Source organism: Mesorhizobium sp. ISC11 (assembly GCF_037162595.1).
GTDB classification, from domain to species: domain Bacteria; phylum Pseudomonadota; class Alphaproteobacteria; order Rhizobiales; family Rhizobiaceae; genus Mesorhizobium; species Mesorhizobium ciceri.
On the sequence record NZ_JAVSPW010000001.1, the window covers coordinates 1,797,874 to 1,813,976 of the forward strand.

General features: G+C 62.6%; 13 protein-coding genes. 6 read left to right on the forward strand and 7 right to left on the reverse strand.

Annotation, left to right across the window (positions count from 1 at the left end; translation table 11 throughout):
- Positions 1-32 precede the first annotated feature (32 nt).
- Positions 33-863 (reverse strand): alpha/beta hydrolase, encoded by an 831-nt coding sequence (locus RPF88_RS08975; protein WP_337122207.1) that lies wholly within the window; start codon positions 861-863, stop codon positions 33-35.
- Between the two features lie 313 nt (positions 864-1,176).
- Here RPF88_RS08975 and RPF88_RS08980 point away from each other — a divergent pair, with 313 nt between their 5' ends.
- From RPF88_RS08980 to lexA, 4 genes are all read left to right on the forward strand, one after another.
- Positions 1,177-2,802, forward strand: coding sequence for an AMP-binding protein (locus tag RPF88_RS08980; protein ID WP_063167974.1), 1,626 nt, complete (start codon positions 1,177-1,179; stop codon positions 2,800-2,802).
- A complete protein-coding gene (kynA, locus tag RPF88_RS08985; RefSeq protein WP_013531744.1) occupies positions 2,799-3,635 on the forward strand; it encodes a tryptophan 2,3-dioxygenase in 837 nt (278 codons plus the stop codon). The genes RPF88_RS08980 and kynA overlap by 4 nt, the downstream gene beginning before the upstream one ends.
- 77 nt (positions 3,636-3,712) lie before the next feature.
- A complete protein-coding gene (kynU, locus tag RPF88_RS08990; RefSeq protein WP_337122209.1) occupies positions 3,713-4,960 on the forward strand; it encodes a kynureninase in 1,248 nt (415 codons plus the stop codon).
- A 410-nt stretch (positions 4,961-5,370) separates the two neighbouring features.
- Positions 5,371-6,111 (forward strand): transcriptional repressor LexA, encoded by a 741-nt coding sequence (lexA, locus tag RPF88_RS08995; protein WP_013531746.1) that lies wholly within the window; start codon positions 5,371-5,373, stop codon positions 6,109-6,111.
- On the opposite strand, the gene RPF88_RS09000 is transcribed toward lexA, so the two are convergent.
- Entirely contained in the window at positions 6,105-8,567 is a 2,463-nt protein-coding gene (locus RPF88_RS09000; RefSeq protein ID WP_337122210.1) for a ComEC/Rec2 family competence protein, read from the reverse strand. The two genes, lexA and RPF88_RS09000, sit on opposite strands and share 7 nt — an antisense overlap.
- A 102-nt stretch (positions 8,568-8,669) precedes the next feature.
- Between RPF88_RS09000 and gltX the strand changes: the two genes are divergently transcribed.
- Both gltX and gltA read left to right on the forward strand, forming a co-directional pair.
- Positions 8,670-10,094, forward strand: a complete 1,425-nt coding sequence (gltX, locus tag RPF88_RS09005) for a glutamate--tRNA ligase (protein WP_063173675.1) — start codon at positions 8,670-8,672, stop codon at positions 10,092-10,094.
- A 184-nt stretch (positions 10,095-10,278) separates the two neighbouring features.
- Positions 10,279-11,604 carry a citrate synthase gene (gene gltA, locus RPF88_RS09010; protein WP_013531749.1) on the forward strand — a complete coding sequence of 442 codons (1,326 nt, stop codon included), beginning with the start codon at positions 10,279-10,281 and terminating at the stop codon, positions 11,602-11,604.
- Positions 11,605-11,652: 48 nt separating this feature from the next.
- Here the strand turns inward: gltA and lpxB are convergent, their stop codons facing one another.
- Genes lpxB through lpxD form a run of 5 tightly spaced genes read right to left on the reverse strand, consistent with a single transcriptional unit; the run spans position 11,653 to position 16,078 of the window.
- Entirely contained in the window at positions 11,653-12,831 is a 1,179-nt protein-coding gene (gene lpxB, locus RPF88_RS09015) for a lipid-A-disaccharide synthase (protein WP_337122211.1), read from the reverse strand.
- On the reverse strand, positions 12,824-13,726 hold the full coding sequence (locus RPF88_RS09020; RefSeq protein WP_442921272.1) for an LpxI family protein: 903 nt from the start codon (positions 13,724-13,726) through the stop codon (positions 12,824-12,826). The genes lpxB and RPF88_RS09020 overlap by 8 nt, the downstream gene beginning before the upstream one ends.
- Positions 13,713-14,546, reverse strand: coding sequence for an acyl-ACP--UDP-N-acetylglucosamine O-acyltransferase (lpxA, locus tag RPF88_RS09025; protein ID WP_013531752.1), 834 nt, complete (start codon positions 14,544-14,546; stop codon positions 13,713-13,715). Before lpxA ends, RPF88_RS09020 begins: the two co-directional genes overlap by 14 nt.
- Before the next feature lie 13 nt (positions 14,547-14,559).
- Positions 14,560-15,027 (reverse strand): 3-hydroxyacyl-ACP dehydratase FabZ, encoded by a 468-nt coding sequence (gene fabZ / locus RPF88_RS09030; RefSeq protein ID WP_013531753.1) that lies wholly within the window; start codon positions 15,025-15,027, stop codon positions 14,560-14,562.
- Positions 15,020-16,078, reverse strand: coding sequence for a UDP-3-O-(3-hydroxymyristoyl)glucosamine N-acyltransferase (lpxD, locus tag RPF88_RS09035; protein WP_013531754.1), 1,059 nt, complete (start codon positions 16,076-16,078; stop codon positions 15,020-15,022). Before lpxD ends, fabZ begins: the two co-directional genes overlap by 8 nt.
- Between the last annotated feature and the right edge of the window lie 25 nt (positions 16,079-16,103).

Sequence of the window (16,103 nt, forward strand, 5' to 3'; positions counted from 1 at the left end):
CGTTCATAACAGACGAGAAAGTGATCTCGGCTCTAGCTGGAGATCAAGCTCTGCGTCAGCGGATGCGCCGGATCGGTAAGGCCGTCGACAATGTCGTAGTGATGCCGGTCGGGCTCGACCACGGTGCTGGTGGTGGCGCCAAGGCCGGTCCAGATGTTGGCAAGCAACGCATTCTGGCGCAGGAACTCGGCGCGCTCACCGCCGCCGGCCCAGCAGGTGATGCGGGCGCCATCCATCGGGCGCAGCAGGGCTGGGCTTTCAGCCAGCGCCTCCTCTTCGTCGATTGCCAGGTCCTTGTTCATGCCGGTGCGCATGAGCGGACGCAAATCGTGTAGACCTGAAATCGAAACGACATGGCGTATGCGCCGCGCCACATCCGGCGCCAAAGGCGTGGTTGTCGTCACCATCCGGGTGGCGAGATGGCCGCCGGCCGAATGTCCGGTCAGCATCAGCGGTCCGTCAACCATTGCCGCTGCCTTGCCAATCGCCGCCCCGACCTCCCGGACGATGCTTGCGATGCGTATGTCCGGGCACAGCGTGTAGGAGGGCATCGCAACGGCGAAGCCGCTGCCGACCGCGCCATTGGCGAGATGCGACCACAAGCTCTTGTCGGTCTCCAGCCAGTAACCGCCATGGATAATCACCACCAGTCCTTTGGGCGCGGCCTTGGGAAGGAAAAGATCGAGCCCATTGCGCGGCCCGTCGCCATAGGCGATGTCGAGCCGTGCCCGGCTCTCTGCCGAGAGCGCATCACGGAATGCTGCCGCTGGCTCGGCCCAGGCGGCTGGCCAACGGTCGCTGCCGGCAATGTTCGCGCCGTTGGCATAGGCATCATCCCAATCGACGATGTGACGTTCGAACATCTGCGCCCTCCCCCAAAACGGCATCGCTGTTGCGCTAGCAATGGCCAGCGCCACGCCATGCGTCAATGCTCAGGGCAAAAACATTTTAGGCTTGAAACAAATTTCGACTGGTGCGATCCTGCCCGTACGAACAGCCGACAATGGGAGGTCTGCTGTGCTGCCCTCACCTGCAGATGTTCACCCTTTCGGGCGCGCATCTCCGAGCAGGCGTGATGGGCAGCACGAAGCCTCCTCAGAGCAGGACCTTAGGATCCACCACATCCAGCCAAGGCGCATTGCGCACTGGCCAGGCAGCAGACGGGAGAGCGGCGACATGCTTGGGCCTTCAGCGCATATCGACACGTTCACGCGCGATCACCTGCCGCCGCCGGAGCAATGGCCCGATATACTGCTCGACGGCTTCGACTATCCCGAACGCCTCAACGCCGGTGTCGAACTTACCGACCGGCTGGTCGAGAAGGGCCTCGGCGACCGCACAGCCCTGATCGGCAATGGCCGCCGCCGCACCTACAAGGAACTGTCGGACTGGACGAACAGGCTCGCCCACGCGCTGGTCGAGAATTATGGCGTCGAGCCCGGCAACCGGGTGCTGATCCGCTCGGCCAACAACCCCGCCATGGTCGCCTGCTGGCTGGCTGCCACCAAGGTCGGCGCCGTGGTCGTCAACACCATGCCTATGCTGCGCGCCGGCGAACTGGCCAAGATCGTCGACAAGGCGGAAATCACCGTCGCGCTCTGCGACACCAGGCTGATGGACGAGATGACCGCCTGCGCCAAGGACAGCACCTTCCTCAAACAGGTCATAGGCTTCGACGGCACCGCCAACCATGATGCCGAGCTCGATCGTGCCGCTCTCGACAAGCCGGTGACATTCACCGCCGTCAACACCGGCCGCGACGATGTCGCGCTGCTCGGCTTCACCTCGGGCACGACAGGCGTGCCGAAGGCGACGATGCATTTCCACCGCGACCTCCTGATCATCGCCGACGCCTATGCCCGCGAAATCCTGGAGGTGACGCCGGACGACATCTTCGTCGGCTCGCCGCCGCTGGCCTTCACCTTCGGCCTTGGCGGGCTCGCTATCTTTCCCCTGCGCTTCGGTGCGGCGGCGACGCTGCTGGAGCAGGCGACGCCACCCAACATGATCCACATCATCGAGACCTACAAAGCGACGATCTCCTTCACCGCACCGACTGCCTACCGCGCCATGCTGAAGGCCATGGATGAAGGTGCCGATTTGTCTTCGCTGCGGGTTGCCGTTTCAGCCGGCGAAACCTTGCCCGCTCCGGTTTTCGAAGAGTGGACGCAAAAGACCGGCAAGCCGATCCTCGACGGCATCGGCGCCACCGAAATGCTGCACATCTTCATCTCCAACCGCTTTGGCGACATGAAGCCCGCGTCGACCGGCAAGCCGGTCGGCGGCTACGAGGCGCGCATCGTCGACGACGAGATGCGCGAAGTACCGCGCGGCGCGACCGGCAGGCTGGCGGTGCGCGGCCCGACCGGCTGCCGCTACATGGCCGATATCAGGCAGAAGGACTACGTGCGCGACGGCTGGAACATCACCGGCGACACCTTCACGCAGGACGAGGACGGCTTCTTCCATTTCGCCGCGCGCTCCGACGATATGATCGTCAGCGCCGGCTACAACATTGCCGGCCCCGAGGTCGAGGCCGCACTTCTGTCACATCCCGACGTCGCCGAATGCGCTGTCATCGGTGCCGAGGACGCCGAGCGCGGCCAGATCGTCGAGGCGCATGTCGTGCTGGTGCAGGGCGTGGCGCCTGACGCATTGACCACCAAGCGCCTGCAGGACCATGTCAAGGCGACGATCGCACCCTACAAATACCCGCGATCGGTGAAATTCATTGCTGCTTTGCCCAAGACCCAGACCGGCAAGATCCAGCGCTTCCGGCTGCGCACGGAGAAAGTCAATTGAGCGAGCCCTACGATCCGGCGTCCGAAGGCGCACAGATGTCGTTCAACGAGCGCATGTCGTACAGCGACTATCTGCACCTGGAGAAAGTGCTGGAGGCGCAGACGCCGCTGTCGTCGGCGCATGACGAGATGTTGTTCATCATCCAGCACCAGACCTCGGAACTGTGGATGAAGCTCGCTTTGCACGAGATTGGCGCCGCGATCCGCTCGATCCGCGCCGACCGGCTCGAGCCGAGCTTCAAGATGCTGTCGCGAGTCGCGCGCATCTTCGAGCAGCTGAACAATGCCTGGGATGTGCTGCGGACGATGACGCCCAGCGAATATACCGAGTTTCGCGACGCGCTCGGCCAGTCCTCGGGTTTTCAGTCCTGGCAGTATCGCGCCATCGAGTTCATGGCCGGCAACCGCAACCTGGCCATGCTCGGCCCTCACAAGCATCGGCCTGACCTTAGCGGAAAGCTGGAAGCCATCCTGGCCGAGCCATCGCTCTACGACGAAGCGTTGCTGCTTTTGGCGCGCAACGGATTCGACATCGGTGCCGATGCCAGGCGCACGGACTGGCGTGAGACGCGAACCGAGAATGAAGAGGTCCTGGTCGCCTGGCAGACTATCTACCGCGATCCGCAGCGCTACTGGATGTTCTACGAACTGGCCGAGAAGCTGGTCGACTTCGAGGATTATTTCCGCCGCTGGCGCTTCAACCACGTGACCACGGTGGAGCGCATCATCGGTCTGAAGCGCGGCACCGGCGGCACGTCGGGTGCTTCGTATCTGAAGAAAATGCTCGAGGTCGTGCTGTTTCCGGAGCTGTGGACGGTCCGCACCCGGCTCTGACATCATCGAAATGAGAACAGGCTCACCGAAGGGACGCTCTGTGGCGGAAACCCTTCGCGAACAACCGGGGACTGACCATGAGTGGAATTCCTGATCTCGCCGCAGTCGAAGCGATGGATGCCACGGATCCGCTGCGGGCCATGCGCGACCGTTTCATTCTGCCGGAGGGGGTGATCTATCTCGACGGCAATTCACTGGGGGCAGCATCTCATGCCGTTTTCGGCGAGCTGCAGCAGGCGGCGACGCAGGAATGGGCCCAAGATCTTATCCGAGCCTGGAACACGGCCGGATGGTTCGAGATGCCGATCGAACTCGGCGACCAACTCGGACGCCTGATAGGAGCCGCGGCCGGCCAGACCGTTGTCTGCGACACGACATCGACCAACATCTACAAGGTGCTGCACGCAGCGATGGAGATGCGGCCCGGCCGGTCAGCCATCGTCGCCGAAGGTGACAGTTTCCCCACCGACCTGTACATCGCCGAAGGCGTGGCCTCGACCCGGGATGGCGTCCTGCTGCGCCTCGCGGGTGTCGACGCGCCGACCATCGAAGAGCTGATCGACGAAAACGTCGCGGTGGTGCTGGTCAACCACGTCAATTACAAATCGGGTGAACTGCGCGACATGGCGGCGCTGACGCGCAGGGCTCATACGGCCGGAGCGTTGATCGTCTGGGATCTCTGCCACACCGCCGGCGCCCTGCCCGTCGAGCTCGATCAGGCAAATGCCGATTTCGCTGTCGGCTGCACGTACAAGTACCTCAACGGCGGTCCGGGCGCGCCGGCCTTCATCTATGCCGCGCAGCGCCACCACGGCGATATCAGCCAGCCGCTCAGCGGCTGGTGGGGCCATGCGCGGCCCTTTGCCTTCGAACGGGGTTATGTTGCCGGCACCGGCATCCGCCGTTTTCTGTGCGGTACGCAACCGGTCCTGTCGATGCGGGCGCTCAAAGGCGCGCTTGCCATCTGGAGCGACGTCGACATGGCGGCATTGCGAAAGAAGAGCGTCGCGCAGACAGAACTGTTCATCCAGCTCGTCGAAGCCAAGTGCGGCGCCTACGGTCTCACGCTGGAGACTACCCGCGACGCGACCAGGCGCGGCAGCCAGGTGTCGTTCCTTCACGACCATGGCTATCAAATCATGCGGGCGCTGATCGAGCGCGGGGTGATCGGTGACTTCCGCGCACCGTCGACCATCCGTTTCGGCTTCACGCCGCTCTATGTCAGCTACAAGGATGTGTGGCTGGCGGTTGAGGTTCTGGAAGACATTCTGCGCACGGGTGCATGGAAGGACCAGCGTTTCGCCGTCAAGGAAGCCGTTACCTGACGCACCGATCCCGGCGATCCGCCGTCGCTGCCCTCACTGCCTGGCAAATGACGGAGAGCTGAATTTCCAGCCAAAATGCCCAACTGACGTTGGCGTTTTGGCTCCGTTTCGTTCACGGCCAACGAACGTCCCGAAGGTTGCAATCGCCCCTTGTCGAGGTCGATCGACAGATAATGCCAAGCTTTGGTAGGGGATAAGCCACAGGTCATTAACCATAACAATTTCAATGTGAGCAGGCGCATTGCCGAAGGTGGCGCCCGTCGATCGTAACCCGCTGGCAAGCGCCAAATAATTTCAGCAGCCTTAACAAATTCATTAAACTTTAAACGGTTGCAGAACACAACTGGAACAGATAGTGTTTGTTCTGGGTTTGTTTTTCGATTCTGGTTTCAGGGAACCTGGGGGCCGCCATGCTGACACGCAAGCAACATGAACTGCTGATGTTCATCCATGAACGCCTGAAGGAGAGCGGCATTCCGCCATCCTTCGACGAGATGAAGGAGGCGCTCGACCTTGCCTCCAAATCCGGGATTCATCGGCTGATCACGGCCCTTGAGGAGCGCGGCTTTATCCGCCGGCTGCCCAATCGGGCCCGCGCGCTGGAAGTGCTGCGGCTGCCGGACTCCATCGCGCCAGGCCTCAATGCGGCAAAGAAGTTTTCGCCAAGCGTCATCCAGGGCAGTCTTGGTCAGGGTGGTGCTCTTGGCCGGCAGATCAAGCCGGCGCCTTCGCGGATGCCTTCGCCCGGCAATGACGACGATGCGGTCTCTGCCGTTTCGATCCCGGTCATGGGTCGCATCGCCGCCGGCGTGCCGATCGATGCCATCCAACATCAGACGCATTCGATTTCGGTGCCGCCGGACATGATCATGGGCGGCGCGCACTATGCACTGGAGGTCAAGGGCGATTCGATGATCGAGGCCGGCATCTTCGACGGCGACACCGTTATCATCCGTAACGCCGACACGGCCAGCCCCGGCGAGATCATCGTGGCGCTGGTCGATGAAGAGGAAGCGACGCTGAAGCGGTTCCGCCGCAAGGGCGCCTCGATTGCCCTCGAAGCCGCCAATCCAGCCTATGAGACACGGATTTTCGGGCCGGACAGGGTCAAGGTGCAAGGCAAGCTCGTCGGCCTGATCCGTCGCTACTGAGACGGCTGTGGGTTGACCACTGGCTTCTCGGGTTTCTTGAAGGGTGCCAGCCCCCTCGCCTCGCGAGAGTATTTGCGTTGCGTGTGCCAGGGCCGATATGGGCTGTCCACCGCGAAGCTGATCGTCGCCGGCGTGGTCGCCGATTGGCGATCGAAGAAGACCGCGGCACTGCCTTTGCGAGCCAGTTGCCGCTTGGTGATGACGAGAACCAGTTGGTTATGACAGGCGTCATAGGCGGTGGCGTCGTTGACGACGATCAGCTCGGCGAAGCCGCAGGCTTTCCAGGTGTCCTTGCGGTCCTCGACATAGGCAATGATCGCACCGGACATGTGCCTGGCCACGCAAACGCCTGAGGAGCAATAGAACGGCGATCCCGGCGGTAGCTCAACGGCATCCGCGACGTCGAATTGCCCATCCCTGTTGTCGAACACTTCCGGAACGACGATGGTTTCCGATGTCAGCGCGCGTTTCCAGTTGTCGACGGTGAATTCGTTCGGCCGTTGCCGGCTAACGGCAAGCTCACCGCCACCGATCGGCAACGCCACCAGCCGGGCGTCTTCCGAGATCAGCACATCGGGCGTGCGCGTATCCGAGACGGTCAGCAAGCCTGCCAACGCGAATGGCAGAGCCGCGAGCCGCAGCCATGTCGTCGCCATCGTCGCGATGACCAGGGCAATGGCCACCAGCAGGACCGACTGTTGCGAAATCAGCCCGACCCCATCGACAGGCGAACGCTCGGAGATCCAGCCCGATATGGCGATCATCATCGTCAGGCCCTTGCCCATCAGGTAGAGAGCTGGCCAATCCAATCCGAAAGGCATCAGCAGCGCGCTGGCGACGGCCAGGAACATGACGACGGTGACGATCGGCATAACCGCGAGATTGGCGAACAGGCTGAGCGGCGACACACGCTGAAAATGCCAGATGGCAAACAGCGTCGTGGCGCTGCCGGCGATGATCGAGGTCATGGCCAGACCAATTGCCGCCAGCAGGAATTTTCGTGTCAGGAACCCGGGCAAGGATCGCTTCGGCGGCGGCGGTCTTGCTTTTCCCGCGCGGTGATCCGCCCAGCCGGCATAAGCGCCGACCAGAGCCGCGGTCGCGGCGAACGACATCTGAAAACTCGGGCCGACCACCTCATGCGGCGACACCACGATGACGGCGATCGCCGAGATCGCCAGATTGCGCATGGTGAGTGCTGCTCGATCGAACAGAACTGCAATCAGCATCACTGCCAGCATGATGAAGCTGCGCTCGGCGGCGACGACGATACCTGAGATGACGAGGTAGGCTGCGATCGAGAACAGTGCGGCGGCAGCGGCATACTTCTTGACCGGGCGACGCGCGGAAAGATCGGGAAACAAGGCGAAGGCGCCGCGCAGCAACCCCATGATGGTGCCGGCGACCAGAGCCATATGCAGCCCCGAAATGGAGATGATGTGGTAGATGCCGGTACGTCGCATCGCCTCATTGATGTCGTCGGGAATGCCGGCGCGCACGCCGACGATCAGCGCCGCGGCGATCTCGCCTTCGGCGCCGCCGACGCTCGCCCTGATATGGTCGGCGATGCCTTCACGGGCATTTTCCACGCTGGAGGAAATTCGGGCCGACAGCGGCATGTCGCCATCATCGCTGACGACAAGCTTTGGATTGCCGAGAAAGAATCCGCTGCCACCAATGCCGGCAAAATAGCTGTCGAAGGAGAAATCATAGCTGTCCGGTCGCACCGGCCCGGTCGGCGGCAAAAGCTTGGCATATCCAGTGATGAGAGAGCCTGCGGTCACGTCAGCCGGGATCTTGCGTGCCGAAAGCCGCACCCGTTCCGGCGCATAGCGCAGTTTCGGTCTTGCGGTCGATGTTACGTCGATGGTCAGCCGGATACGGCCAGTTTCCATCCGGTCGAGCGAGACGACGCGGCCGGTCACCTGCGTCGAGATTTCCGAGCCCAACATTTGTGTGCCCGCACGCCACGTCTCGACCTTGGCAGCAAGCAGTCCTAGGGCGCACAAAAGTGCCGCCATGAAACACAGATGGGTCTTTGGCCATGAGCGCGAGACCAGCGCACAGATCCCCGTCAGGATGACAACCGCGACAGGTCTCGCAAAGTCGGGTTCAGCCGTCAGCGAAAAATAGCCGATCGCTCCGATCGCAAGGCAGACCGGCACCAGCAGGAAGGCCACGCCCCGGTCGAGTTCCAGGCTCGCCGCCATGTTCACGCTGTGGCGCAGGCGAGGCAGTGATATCAGGCCGATCTGCCGGCGCACGCGCACGATCCTGCCGGTTCCGGCAACCGGAACAGAGGCGGCGACACCCGTTTGCAAGGGCAGCTTGCCGGAATCCGGCACGAGGGGCGACGGCGGCGGCAATGAGGCTGGCAGAGGCGCAAACAGGGACCGTTCGCTGACGCCAATGGCAGCGTCCTCGCCCTGATCCGAGCCCCAGCCTCGTCCAGCCATCGGGTCTGCCCCTTGCGCCCTCGACACCCTATGCTACATGAACGCGCAAAGCGCGAAAGTCCGCGCGACCGCACCCCGCTTCAGATGGTTTCCGAGAGTTCCATGTCCGACAAGGTCGTCACCCGTTTTGCCCCCTCGCCCACCGGCTATTTGCACATAGGCGGCGCGCGCACGGCGCTGTTCAACTGGCTGTATGCAAAGCACACCGGTGGCACGATGCTGCTGCGCATCGAGGACACCGATCGCGAACGCTCCAATGAAGCCGCGACGGCTGCCATCCTCGACGGGCTTTCCTGGCTTGGCCTGAGCTGGGACGGCGAGCCGGTGTCGCAGTTCGAGCGTGCGCCCCGCCACCGCGAGGTGGCCGAGGAGCTCGTGCGCATCGGCAAGGCCTATTATTGCTACGCCACGCCAGCCGAACTGGAGGCCATGCGCGAGGCCGCCAGAGCCAAAGGGCTGCCACCCCGCTACGATGGCCGCTGGCGCGACCGCGACCCCTCAGAGGCACCCGCAGGCGCCAAGGGCGCCATCCGCATCAAGGCGCCGACCGAAGGCGAGACCGTCGTCCATGACCGGGTCCAGGGCGACGTGCGCTTTCCCAACAAGGATCTCGACGATTTCATCATCCTGCGTTCTGACGGCAATCCCACTTACATGCATGCCGTCGTCGTCGATGATCATGATATGGGCGTCACCCATATCATTCGCGGCGATGATCATCTGACCAACGCCGCTCGCCAGACCGTGATCTACAACGCCATGGGCTGGAACGTGCCGTCCATGTCGCATATCCCGCTGATCCACGGCGCCGATGGCGCCAAGCTATCGAAGCGGCACGGCGCGCTTGGCGTCGAGGCTTATCGCGCCATGGGCTACCTGCCGGAGGCGCTGCTCAACTACCTGGCGCGTCTCGGCTGGAGCCATGGCGACGACGAGATCATGTCGATCAAGGACATGATTTCCTGGTTCGACATCGGCGATGTCAACAAGGGCGCGGCGCGCTTCGACTTCGCCAAGCTGGAGGCAATCAACGGCGCACATATGCGCCGCATGAGCGATGCCGAACTGTTCGACATCTTCATCGCCACCCTCCCCTACCTCGAAGGTGGCCCGGCGATCGCCGCACGCCTGAACGACAGCACCAAGGCGCAGTTGCTGGCAGCGCTTCCGGGCCTGAAGGAGCGCGCCAAGACGCTGGTGGAGCTCGTCGACGGCGCGGCCTTCCTGTTTGCCACGCGACCGCTGCCGATCGACGACAAGGCGGCCCTTCTGCTCACCGATGACGCCCGCAAGATCCTGCGCAGTGCTCACGAAGCTTTGAACGGGCTTGCGGATGACTGGACAGCCGCCTCGGCGGAGGCGGCGATCCGCGAGGTGGCGGCGGCCGGCAGCCACAAGCTCGGCGCGGTGGCCCAGCCTTTGCGCGCCGCTTTGACCGGCAAAAGCACCTCGCCGGGCGTGTTCGATGTGCTCGCCGTGCTCGGCCGCGAGGAAAGCCTGGCGCGCATCTCAGATCAAATCGATTAGGAGCAAACTGGCCCAAGAAGATTGGCATTGAAAGGCGGGTTTCGCAGTGCAACATTAGGCCTTGGCCCAATCTGGCACGCACCTCCTGAAATGCGGTGGCGAATACGCGCATTGCGGTGATTTTCGACGTGTCGCTCTGCGAAATTTGCCTTTGCCGGCATGAGGAAACAAGAAGGAGTTTGCAATGACCGAAGCTGCGAAAAAACTGGATTTGGGCAAGACCCAAGAGGCCACCGCAACGCTTGAATTCGCCGGCAAGACCCATGAATTCAAGGTGCGAAGCGGTTCGGTCGGGCCTGATGTGATCGACATCGCCTCGCTCTACTCAACCACCGGCGCTTTCACCTACGATCCCGGCTTCACCTCGACGGCAAGCTGCGAGTCCGAAATCACCTTCATCGACGGCGACGCCGGCATCCTGTTGCACCGCGGCTATCCGATCGACCAGTTGGCCGAACATGGCGACTTCCTCGAGGTCTGCTATCTCCTGCTCTACGGTGAATTGCCGACCAAGGCGCAGAAGGACGATTTCGATTACCGCGTGACGCGCCACACCATGGTGCATGAGCAGATGTCGCGCTTTTTCACCGGCTTCCGCCGCGACGCGCATCCGATGGCGGTGATGTGCGGCGTGGTCGGCGCGCTGTCGGCCTTCTATCACGACTCCACCGACATTTCCGACCCCTACCAGCGCATGGTTGCCTCCATGCGGCTGATCGCCAAGATGCCGACGATCGCGGCGATGGCCTACAAATACCACATCGGCCAGCCCTTCATTTACCCGAAGAACGAGCTGAACTTTGCCGCCAACTTCCTGCATATGTGCTTTGCCGTGCCTTGCGAGGAATACAAGATCAACCCGGTGCTGGCGCGCGCCATGGAACGCATCTTCATCCTGCACGCCGACCACGAGCAGAATGCCTCGACCTCGACCGTTCGCCTCGCCGGCTCGTCGGGCGCCAACCCGTTTGCGTGCATCGCCGCCGGCATAGCCTGCCTGTGGGGACCCGCGCATGGCGGCGCCAATGAAGCGGCGCTCAACATGCTTGGCGAGATCGGCCATGTCGATCACATCCCCGAATTCATCGCCCGCGCCAAGGACAAGGACGACCCGTTCCGCTTGATGGGCTTCGGCCACCGCGTCTACAAGAACTACGATCCGCGCGCCAAGATCATGCAGAAGACGGCACATGAGGTTCTGGGCGAGCTCGGCATCAAGGACGATCCGCTGCTCGACATCGCCATGGAGCTGGAAAAGATCGCGCTGACCGATTCCTATTTCATCGAGAAGAAGCTCTACCCGAATGTCGACTTCTATTCCGGCATTACGCTGAAGGCGCTGGGCTTCCCCACCACCATGTTCACCGTGCTGTTCGCGGTCGCCCGCACCGTCGGCTGGATCGCCCAGTGGAAAGAGATGATCGAGGATCCGCGCCAGAAGATCGGCCGCCCGCGCCAGCTCTATACCGGTGCACCGGAGCGGGATTACGTGCCGATCGCAAAGCGGTGAATCAGGAAATAGTGAGTAGTGAGTAGCGAAGTCGACCATTTCTACTGACTACTGACTACTCACTCTCTTGACGTACCGCATCACCACCTGCGCGGCGATCTCGCCGGACGGTCTACCGGTAGCCATGCGCCGCCTGATCTCTGCAAATCCATCCTTCTGCCAGGCACGCATGCCGCTGTCGGCGAACAGTGCCTCCAATTGCCGGGCAAGATTGTTCGGCTTGATATAGCCGTCGTAGAATTCGGGAATAAGCGCTCGATCCGATATGAGATTGGGCAGCAGCGCCGACCAGACGGAAACGAGGTACGGCGCCAAGATGCGCGCGACCGGGTCGAGCCTGTAGCAGGAAATCATCGGCACGCCGGCCAGCGCCAGTTCCAGCGATACCGTCCCGGACGCGATCAGCGCCGCATCGGCCTTGCCGAAAGCCTGCCATTTGCGCTGGGGATAGACGATGATCTCAGGCTTTTCATCCCAGCGGTTGACAGAAGATTTGACGAGGTCGGCGACATGCGGGACGGTCGGCAGCAGCAGCCGCAGGCGGTGGCCGCGCGCGCGCAGGATTGACACCGTCTCGCCGAACGGGTCGAGCAGCCGCCGTACCTCGCCACGCCGCGAACCGGGCAGGACGAGCAGGGTTTTGACACGATCAGGAGAAAGGTCGCGTGGCAGCTCCTGCGCCTTGGCTGCAGCAAGCAAGCCCGCATCGTGCGTCAGGCGATGCCCAACATAGGTGCCCGGTGGCCCGCCGAGCCGCTCCAACTCCTTAACCTCGAAAGGCAGGATGCAGAGGATGTGGTCGACATAGGGCTTCATCGCGACCGCCCTGCCCGGCCGCCACGCCCACACGCTCGGGCAGACATAGTGGATGATCGGAATCGACGGGTTGGCCGCACGCACCTTTTTGGCGACGCGCAACGAAAAGTCCGGACTGTCGATGGTGACGAGGCAATCCGGCTTTTCGTCGGCAACGGTCTTGGCCAGTTGGCTGATCCGCCGCATCAGGCGCGGAAGGTCGCGCAGGACGGCACTGAACCCCATGAGGGCGATCTCACCGGCATCGAATGGCGAGACCAGTCCCAGCGTCTGCAGATGACGGCCTCCGAGGCCGACGAGTTGCACCTCGCGTCCCGCAGCCTGCCTGAGCGAGCGCACTATATCGGCGCCAAGCAGGTCGCCGGACTCCTCGCCGGCAACAATCGCGATCTTCAATGCCCTGTCAGCCATTGTGCCGCTCCGTCGTGGCAGGCAGGCCAATGACGAACAGGCCGAGTGCGTTGGCGCGCGCGATGGTTTCAGGACCTTCGAGAACCAGCGAACGTCCCGCCTCGACGGCAATCCCGGCAAGCTCGGCTGCATGCGCTGCTTCGACCGTCTGCAGGCCGATGGACGGAAGATCCGCTCGCAGTTCCTGGCCAGGCTTGGCGCACTTGACCAGGACGCCGCGGGTCTTGCCCGCAATACGGCCGTGGCCGCGTAAAAGCTTTGCCCGCTCAAGCAATCCGGCTGTTCCTTCGATGCCTTCCAGCGCAATGGTCCGGCCACCGATGGCGATCGCGGCCTGGCCGATGTCCAGCGCCCCGATGGCCTTTGCTGCGTCAAGGCCTGCCTCGATGTCACGCCAGTCCGACTTTTGTGGCGCGGCGTTGGTCAGGACGCCTTCGGCGGCGACAAGGCTCGGCACGATTTCATGCGCTCCCACAACCTTTATTCCACGGGCTTCGAGGCCCCTCGCCAAGACCTTCAGCAGGCCATCGTCGCCACGCGCGAGCGCCATGACGACCAGCGGAATTACCGCGAGCAGGCTGAGACTGGGGCGCAGCGCAAGCAATCGCGGTCGGCGCTTGATCTCGCCTGCAAGCACCAGATGGGTGATCCGGTGCCGCCGTAGCAATGGGACCAGCGAACCTATACCTTCCAGAGCGAGGCTTTCATGATCGTATCGGGAGAGCTCCGCGATGCGGTCGACCTCGCCTTCCATCAGGATGACGAAGGGCGGATAGCCTTGTTCAGCCGAACCGGCCGCGACTTCGACCGGCAGACTGCCGCCGCCGGCAATGATGCCGACCCTGGAGCCCGGCGGAAGATCAAGACGCGCTGCCGCTGTATCAGTCTTCGTCATCGACATCGTCGCCATCGCCGCCCTTGAGCGACGGCACAGCATAGTGCCGCTTGCCGCGACTGGTGATGAAATCGATGATCTTCATGGCGGTCGGCGACGACGCGAACTCCGCCTTGGCGAACTCGATGTTCTCGCCAACGGTGCGGGAACGATCGAAGATCATCCTGTAAGCCTTGCGCAGCACAAGGATTTCGGACCTTGGCAGGCCGGAGCGCTTGAGGCCGATGATGTTGAGGCCGCGTAGGCTGGCGCGGTTGCCGACCGCTATGGCGAAGGGGATGACATCGCCGACGATCGCGGAGCAGCCGCCCAGAAAGGCGTTGTCGCCGATGCGGACAAACTGATGCACTGCGGTCAGGCCGCCGATATAGACGTTGTTACCGACCTCGCAGTGGCCGCCCAGCGTTGCGCCATTGGCGAACGTCGCATTGTTGCCGACGACGCAATCATGGGCGATATGGGCGTAGGCGAGGAAATTGCCGTTGTCGCCGACCGTCGTCTCACCGCGGCTGGAATCGGTGCCGAGATGCATCGTCACGCCTTCGCGGATCGTGCAGTTCCTGCCGATGACCAGGGTGGTTCGGCCGCCCTTGTGCTTTGTGTTCTGCGGCGGCGCGCCCAATGTCGCCATCGGGTAGACCTTGGTCGAGGCGCCGATCGACGTCGCGCCCATCACCGAGACATGACTGACCAGTTCGACGTCGTCGCCGATCACCACATCGGCGCCGACATGGCAGAACGGCCCGATGCGCACACCTTGGCCGATTTTGGCGCCTTCCTCGACAATGGAAGAAGCATGGATGGATGTCTTGATTTTCATAAGCACTCGATCGTCAGTCGCTGGTGACCATCATGGCTGAAATCTCGGCCTCGGCCGCCTTGGCGCCGTCGACCATGGCTTCACAAGCGAATTTGAGCAGGTTGCCGCGTTTCTTGATTTTCTTGACATAGATCTTCAACTGGTCGCCGGGAACGACCGGTTTGCGGAATTTGGCGTTGTCGATGGTCAGGAAATAGACCAGCGACGGCTTTTCGGTACCCAGGCTGCGGATACAGATGGCGCCGGCCGTCTGCGCCATCGCCTCAACGATGAGCACACCCGGCATGACCGGCTGCTCAGGGAAATGGCCCTGAAAATGCGGCTCGTTTATGGTCACGTTCTTGATGCCGATGGCGGATTCGTCACCATCGATGTCGACGATACGATCGATCATCAGGAACGGATAGCGGTGCGGCAGGAGCTTCATCAGCCCCATGATGTCGACCGCTTCCAGCGTCGTCGACGCGATCATGTCAGCCATTGCCTCCCTCGCCCTGTTTGCGGGTCCTGGCGAGCTTGCGCAGCATGGCTATCTCCCGCATGGCTTCCGCCATCGGCTGTGCAGGATAGCCGCCCCAGATCTCGCCTGCAGGGACATTGCTCATAAATCCACTTCTGGCGGCAAGCTTGGCCCCTGTCCCTATCGTCAGGTGATCCGCAAGCCCCACGCCGCCGCCCATGGTGACATTGTCACCCACGACCACAGAACCCGAAATACCCGAAAGCCCGGCTATTATGCAATTGCGGCCGATGCGGACGTTATGGGCGATCTGCACGAGATTGTCGATCTTGGTGCCTTGGCCGATGATCGTATCGGACATGGCGCCGCGATCGACGGTGGTGTTGGAGCCGATCTCGACGTCGTCCTGGATAACGACACGACCGATCTGCGGCACGCGTTCGGGACCCTTGGCCCCGCCGACGAACCCAAAACCATCCTGGCCTATCCTGGCGCCGCCATGAATGATGACGCGATTGCCGATCAAGGCATACTGGATGCTGGCGCCCGGACCGACATAGCCGTCGCGGCCGATCTGGCAGGATTGTCCGATGACCGCATTCGGGGCGATGACAGTACCGCTGCCGATCGAAGCGCCTGGCCCGATAACCGCGCCGGCCTCGATGACGGCACCGGCTTCGACATGCGCGGTCGCATCGACATGAGCGTGCGGCGAGACGCCGGTTTCACTGGTCATCGGCCCTGGTGTCGCCGCCCTCGGAAACAGCAGACGCCCGATCAGCGCAAAGGCCTGTTGCGGGCGCGGATGAATGAGAACGGCAACGCTTGCCGGCGCCTTGCCGGCAAATTCCGCCGGGCACAGGACCGCGGCAGCCCGCAGCGACGGCATCAGCGCGGAATTACGCTTGCCGTCGACAAAGACGAGCGCATTCTCGCCGCCCTCGCTGGCCGGCGCGAGTGCTTCGATCGAAATATTGGAGTGGCCGGAATCGACAAGCACCGAGCCGGTCAGATTCGCGACTTCGCCCGCCGTATACCGGCGTGATGGCGCGAAGAACACCGGATCGGTCATTCCAGAAGCTATATCCAGCTAGGTC

Bases quoted from the DNA above. Each gene is read 5' to 3' on its own strand.
- RPF88_RS08975 (WP_337122207.1), bottom strand. From the start codon at position 863: ATGTTCGAACGTCACATCGTCGATTGGGATGATGCCTATGCCAACGGC.
- RPF88_RS08980 (WP_063167974.1), top strand. From the start codon at position 1,177: ATGCTTGGGCCTTCAGCGCATATCGACACGTTCACGCGCGATCACCTG.
- kynU (WP_337122209.1), top strand. From the start codon at position 3,713: ATGAGTGGAATTCCTGATCTCGCCGCAGTCGAAGCGATGGATGCCACG.
- lexA (WP_013531746.1), top strand. From the start codon at position 5,371: ATGCTGACACGCAAGCAACATGAACTGCTGATGTTCATCCATGAACGC.
- RPF88_RS09000 (WP_337122210.1), bottom strand. From the start codon at position 8,567: ATGGCTGGACGAGGCTGGGGCTCGGATCAGGGCGAGGACGCTGCCATT.
- gltX (WP_063173675.1), top strand. From the start codon at position 8,670: ATGTCCGACAAGGTCGTCACCCGTTTTGCCCCCTCGCCCACCGGCTAT.
- gltA (WP_013531749.1), top strand. From the start codon at position 10,279: ATGACCGAAGCTGCGAAAAAACTGGATTTGGGCAAGACCCAAGAGGCC.
- lpxB (WP_337122211.1), bottom strand. From the start codon at position 12,831: ATGGCTGACAGGGCATTGAAGATCGCGATTGTTGCCGGCGAGGAGTCC.
- RPF88_RS09020 (WP_442921272.1), bottom strand. From the start codon at position 13,726: ATGACGAAGACTGATACAGCGGCAGCGCGTCTTGATCTTCCGCCGGGC.
- lpxA (WP_013531752.1), bottom strand. From the start codon at position 14,546: ATGAAAATCAAGACATCCATCCATGCTTCTTCCATTGTCGAGGAAGGC.
- fabZ (WP_013531753.1), bottom strand. From the start codon at position 15,027: ATGGCTGACATGATCGCGTCGACGACGCTGGAAGCGGTCGACATCATG.
- lpxD (WP_013531754.1), bottom strand. From the start codon at position 16,078: ATGACCGATCCGGTGTTCTTCGCGCCATCACGCCGGTATACGGCGGGC.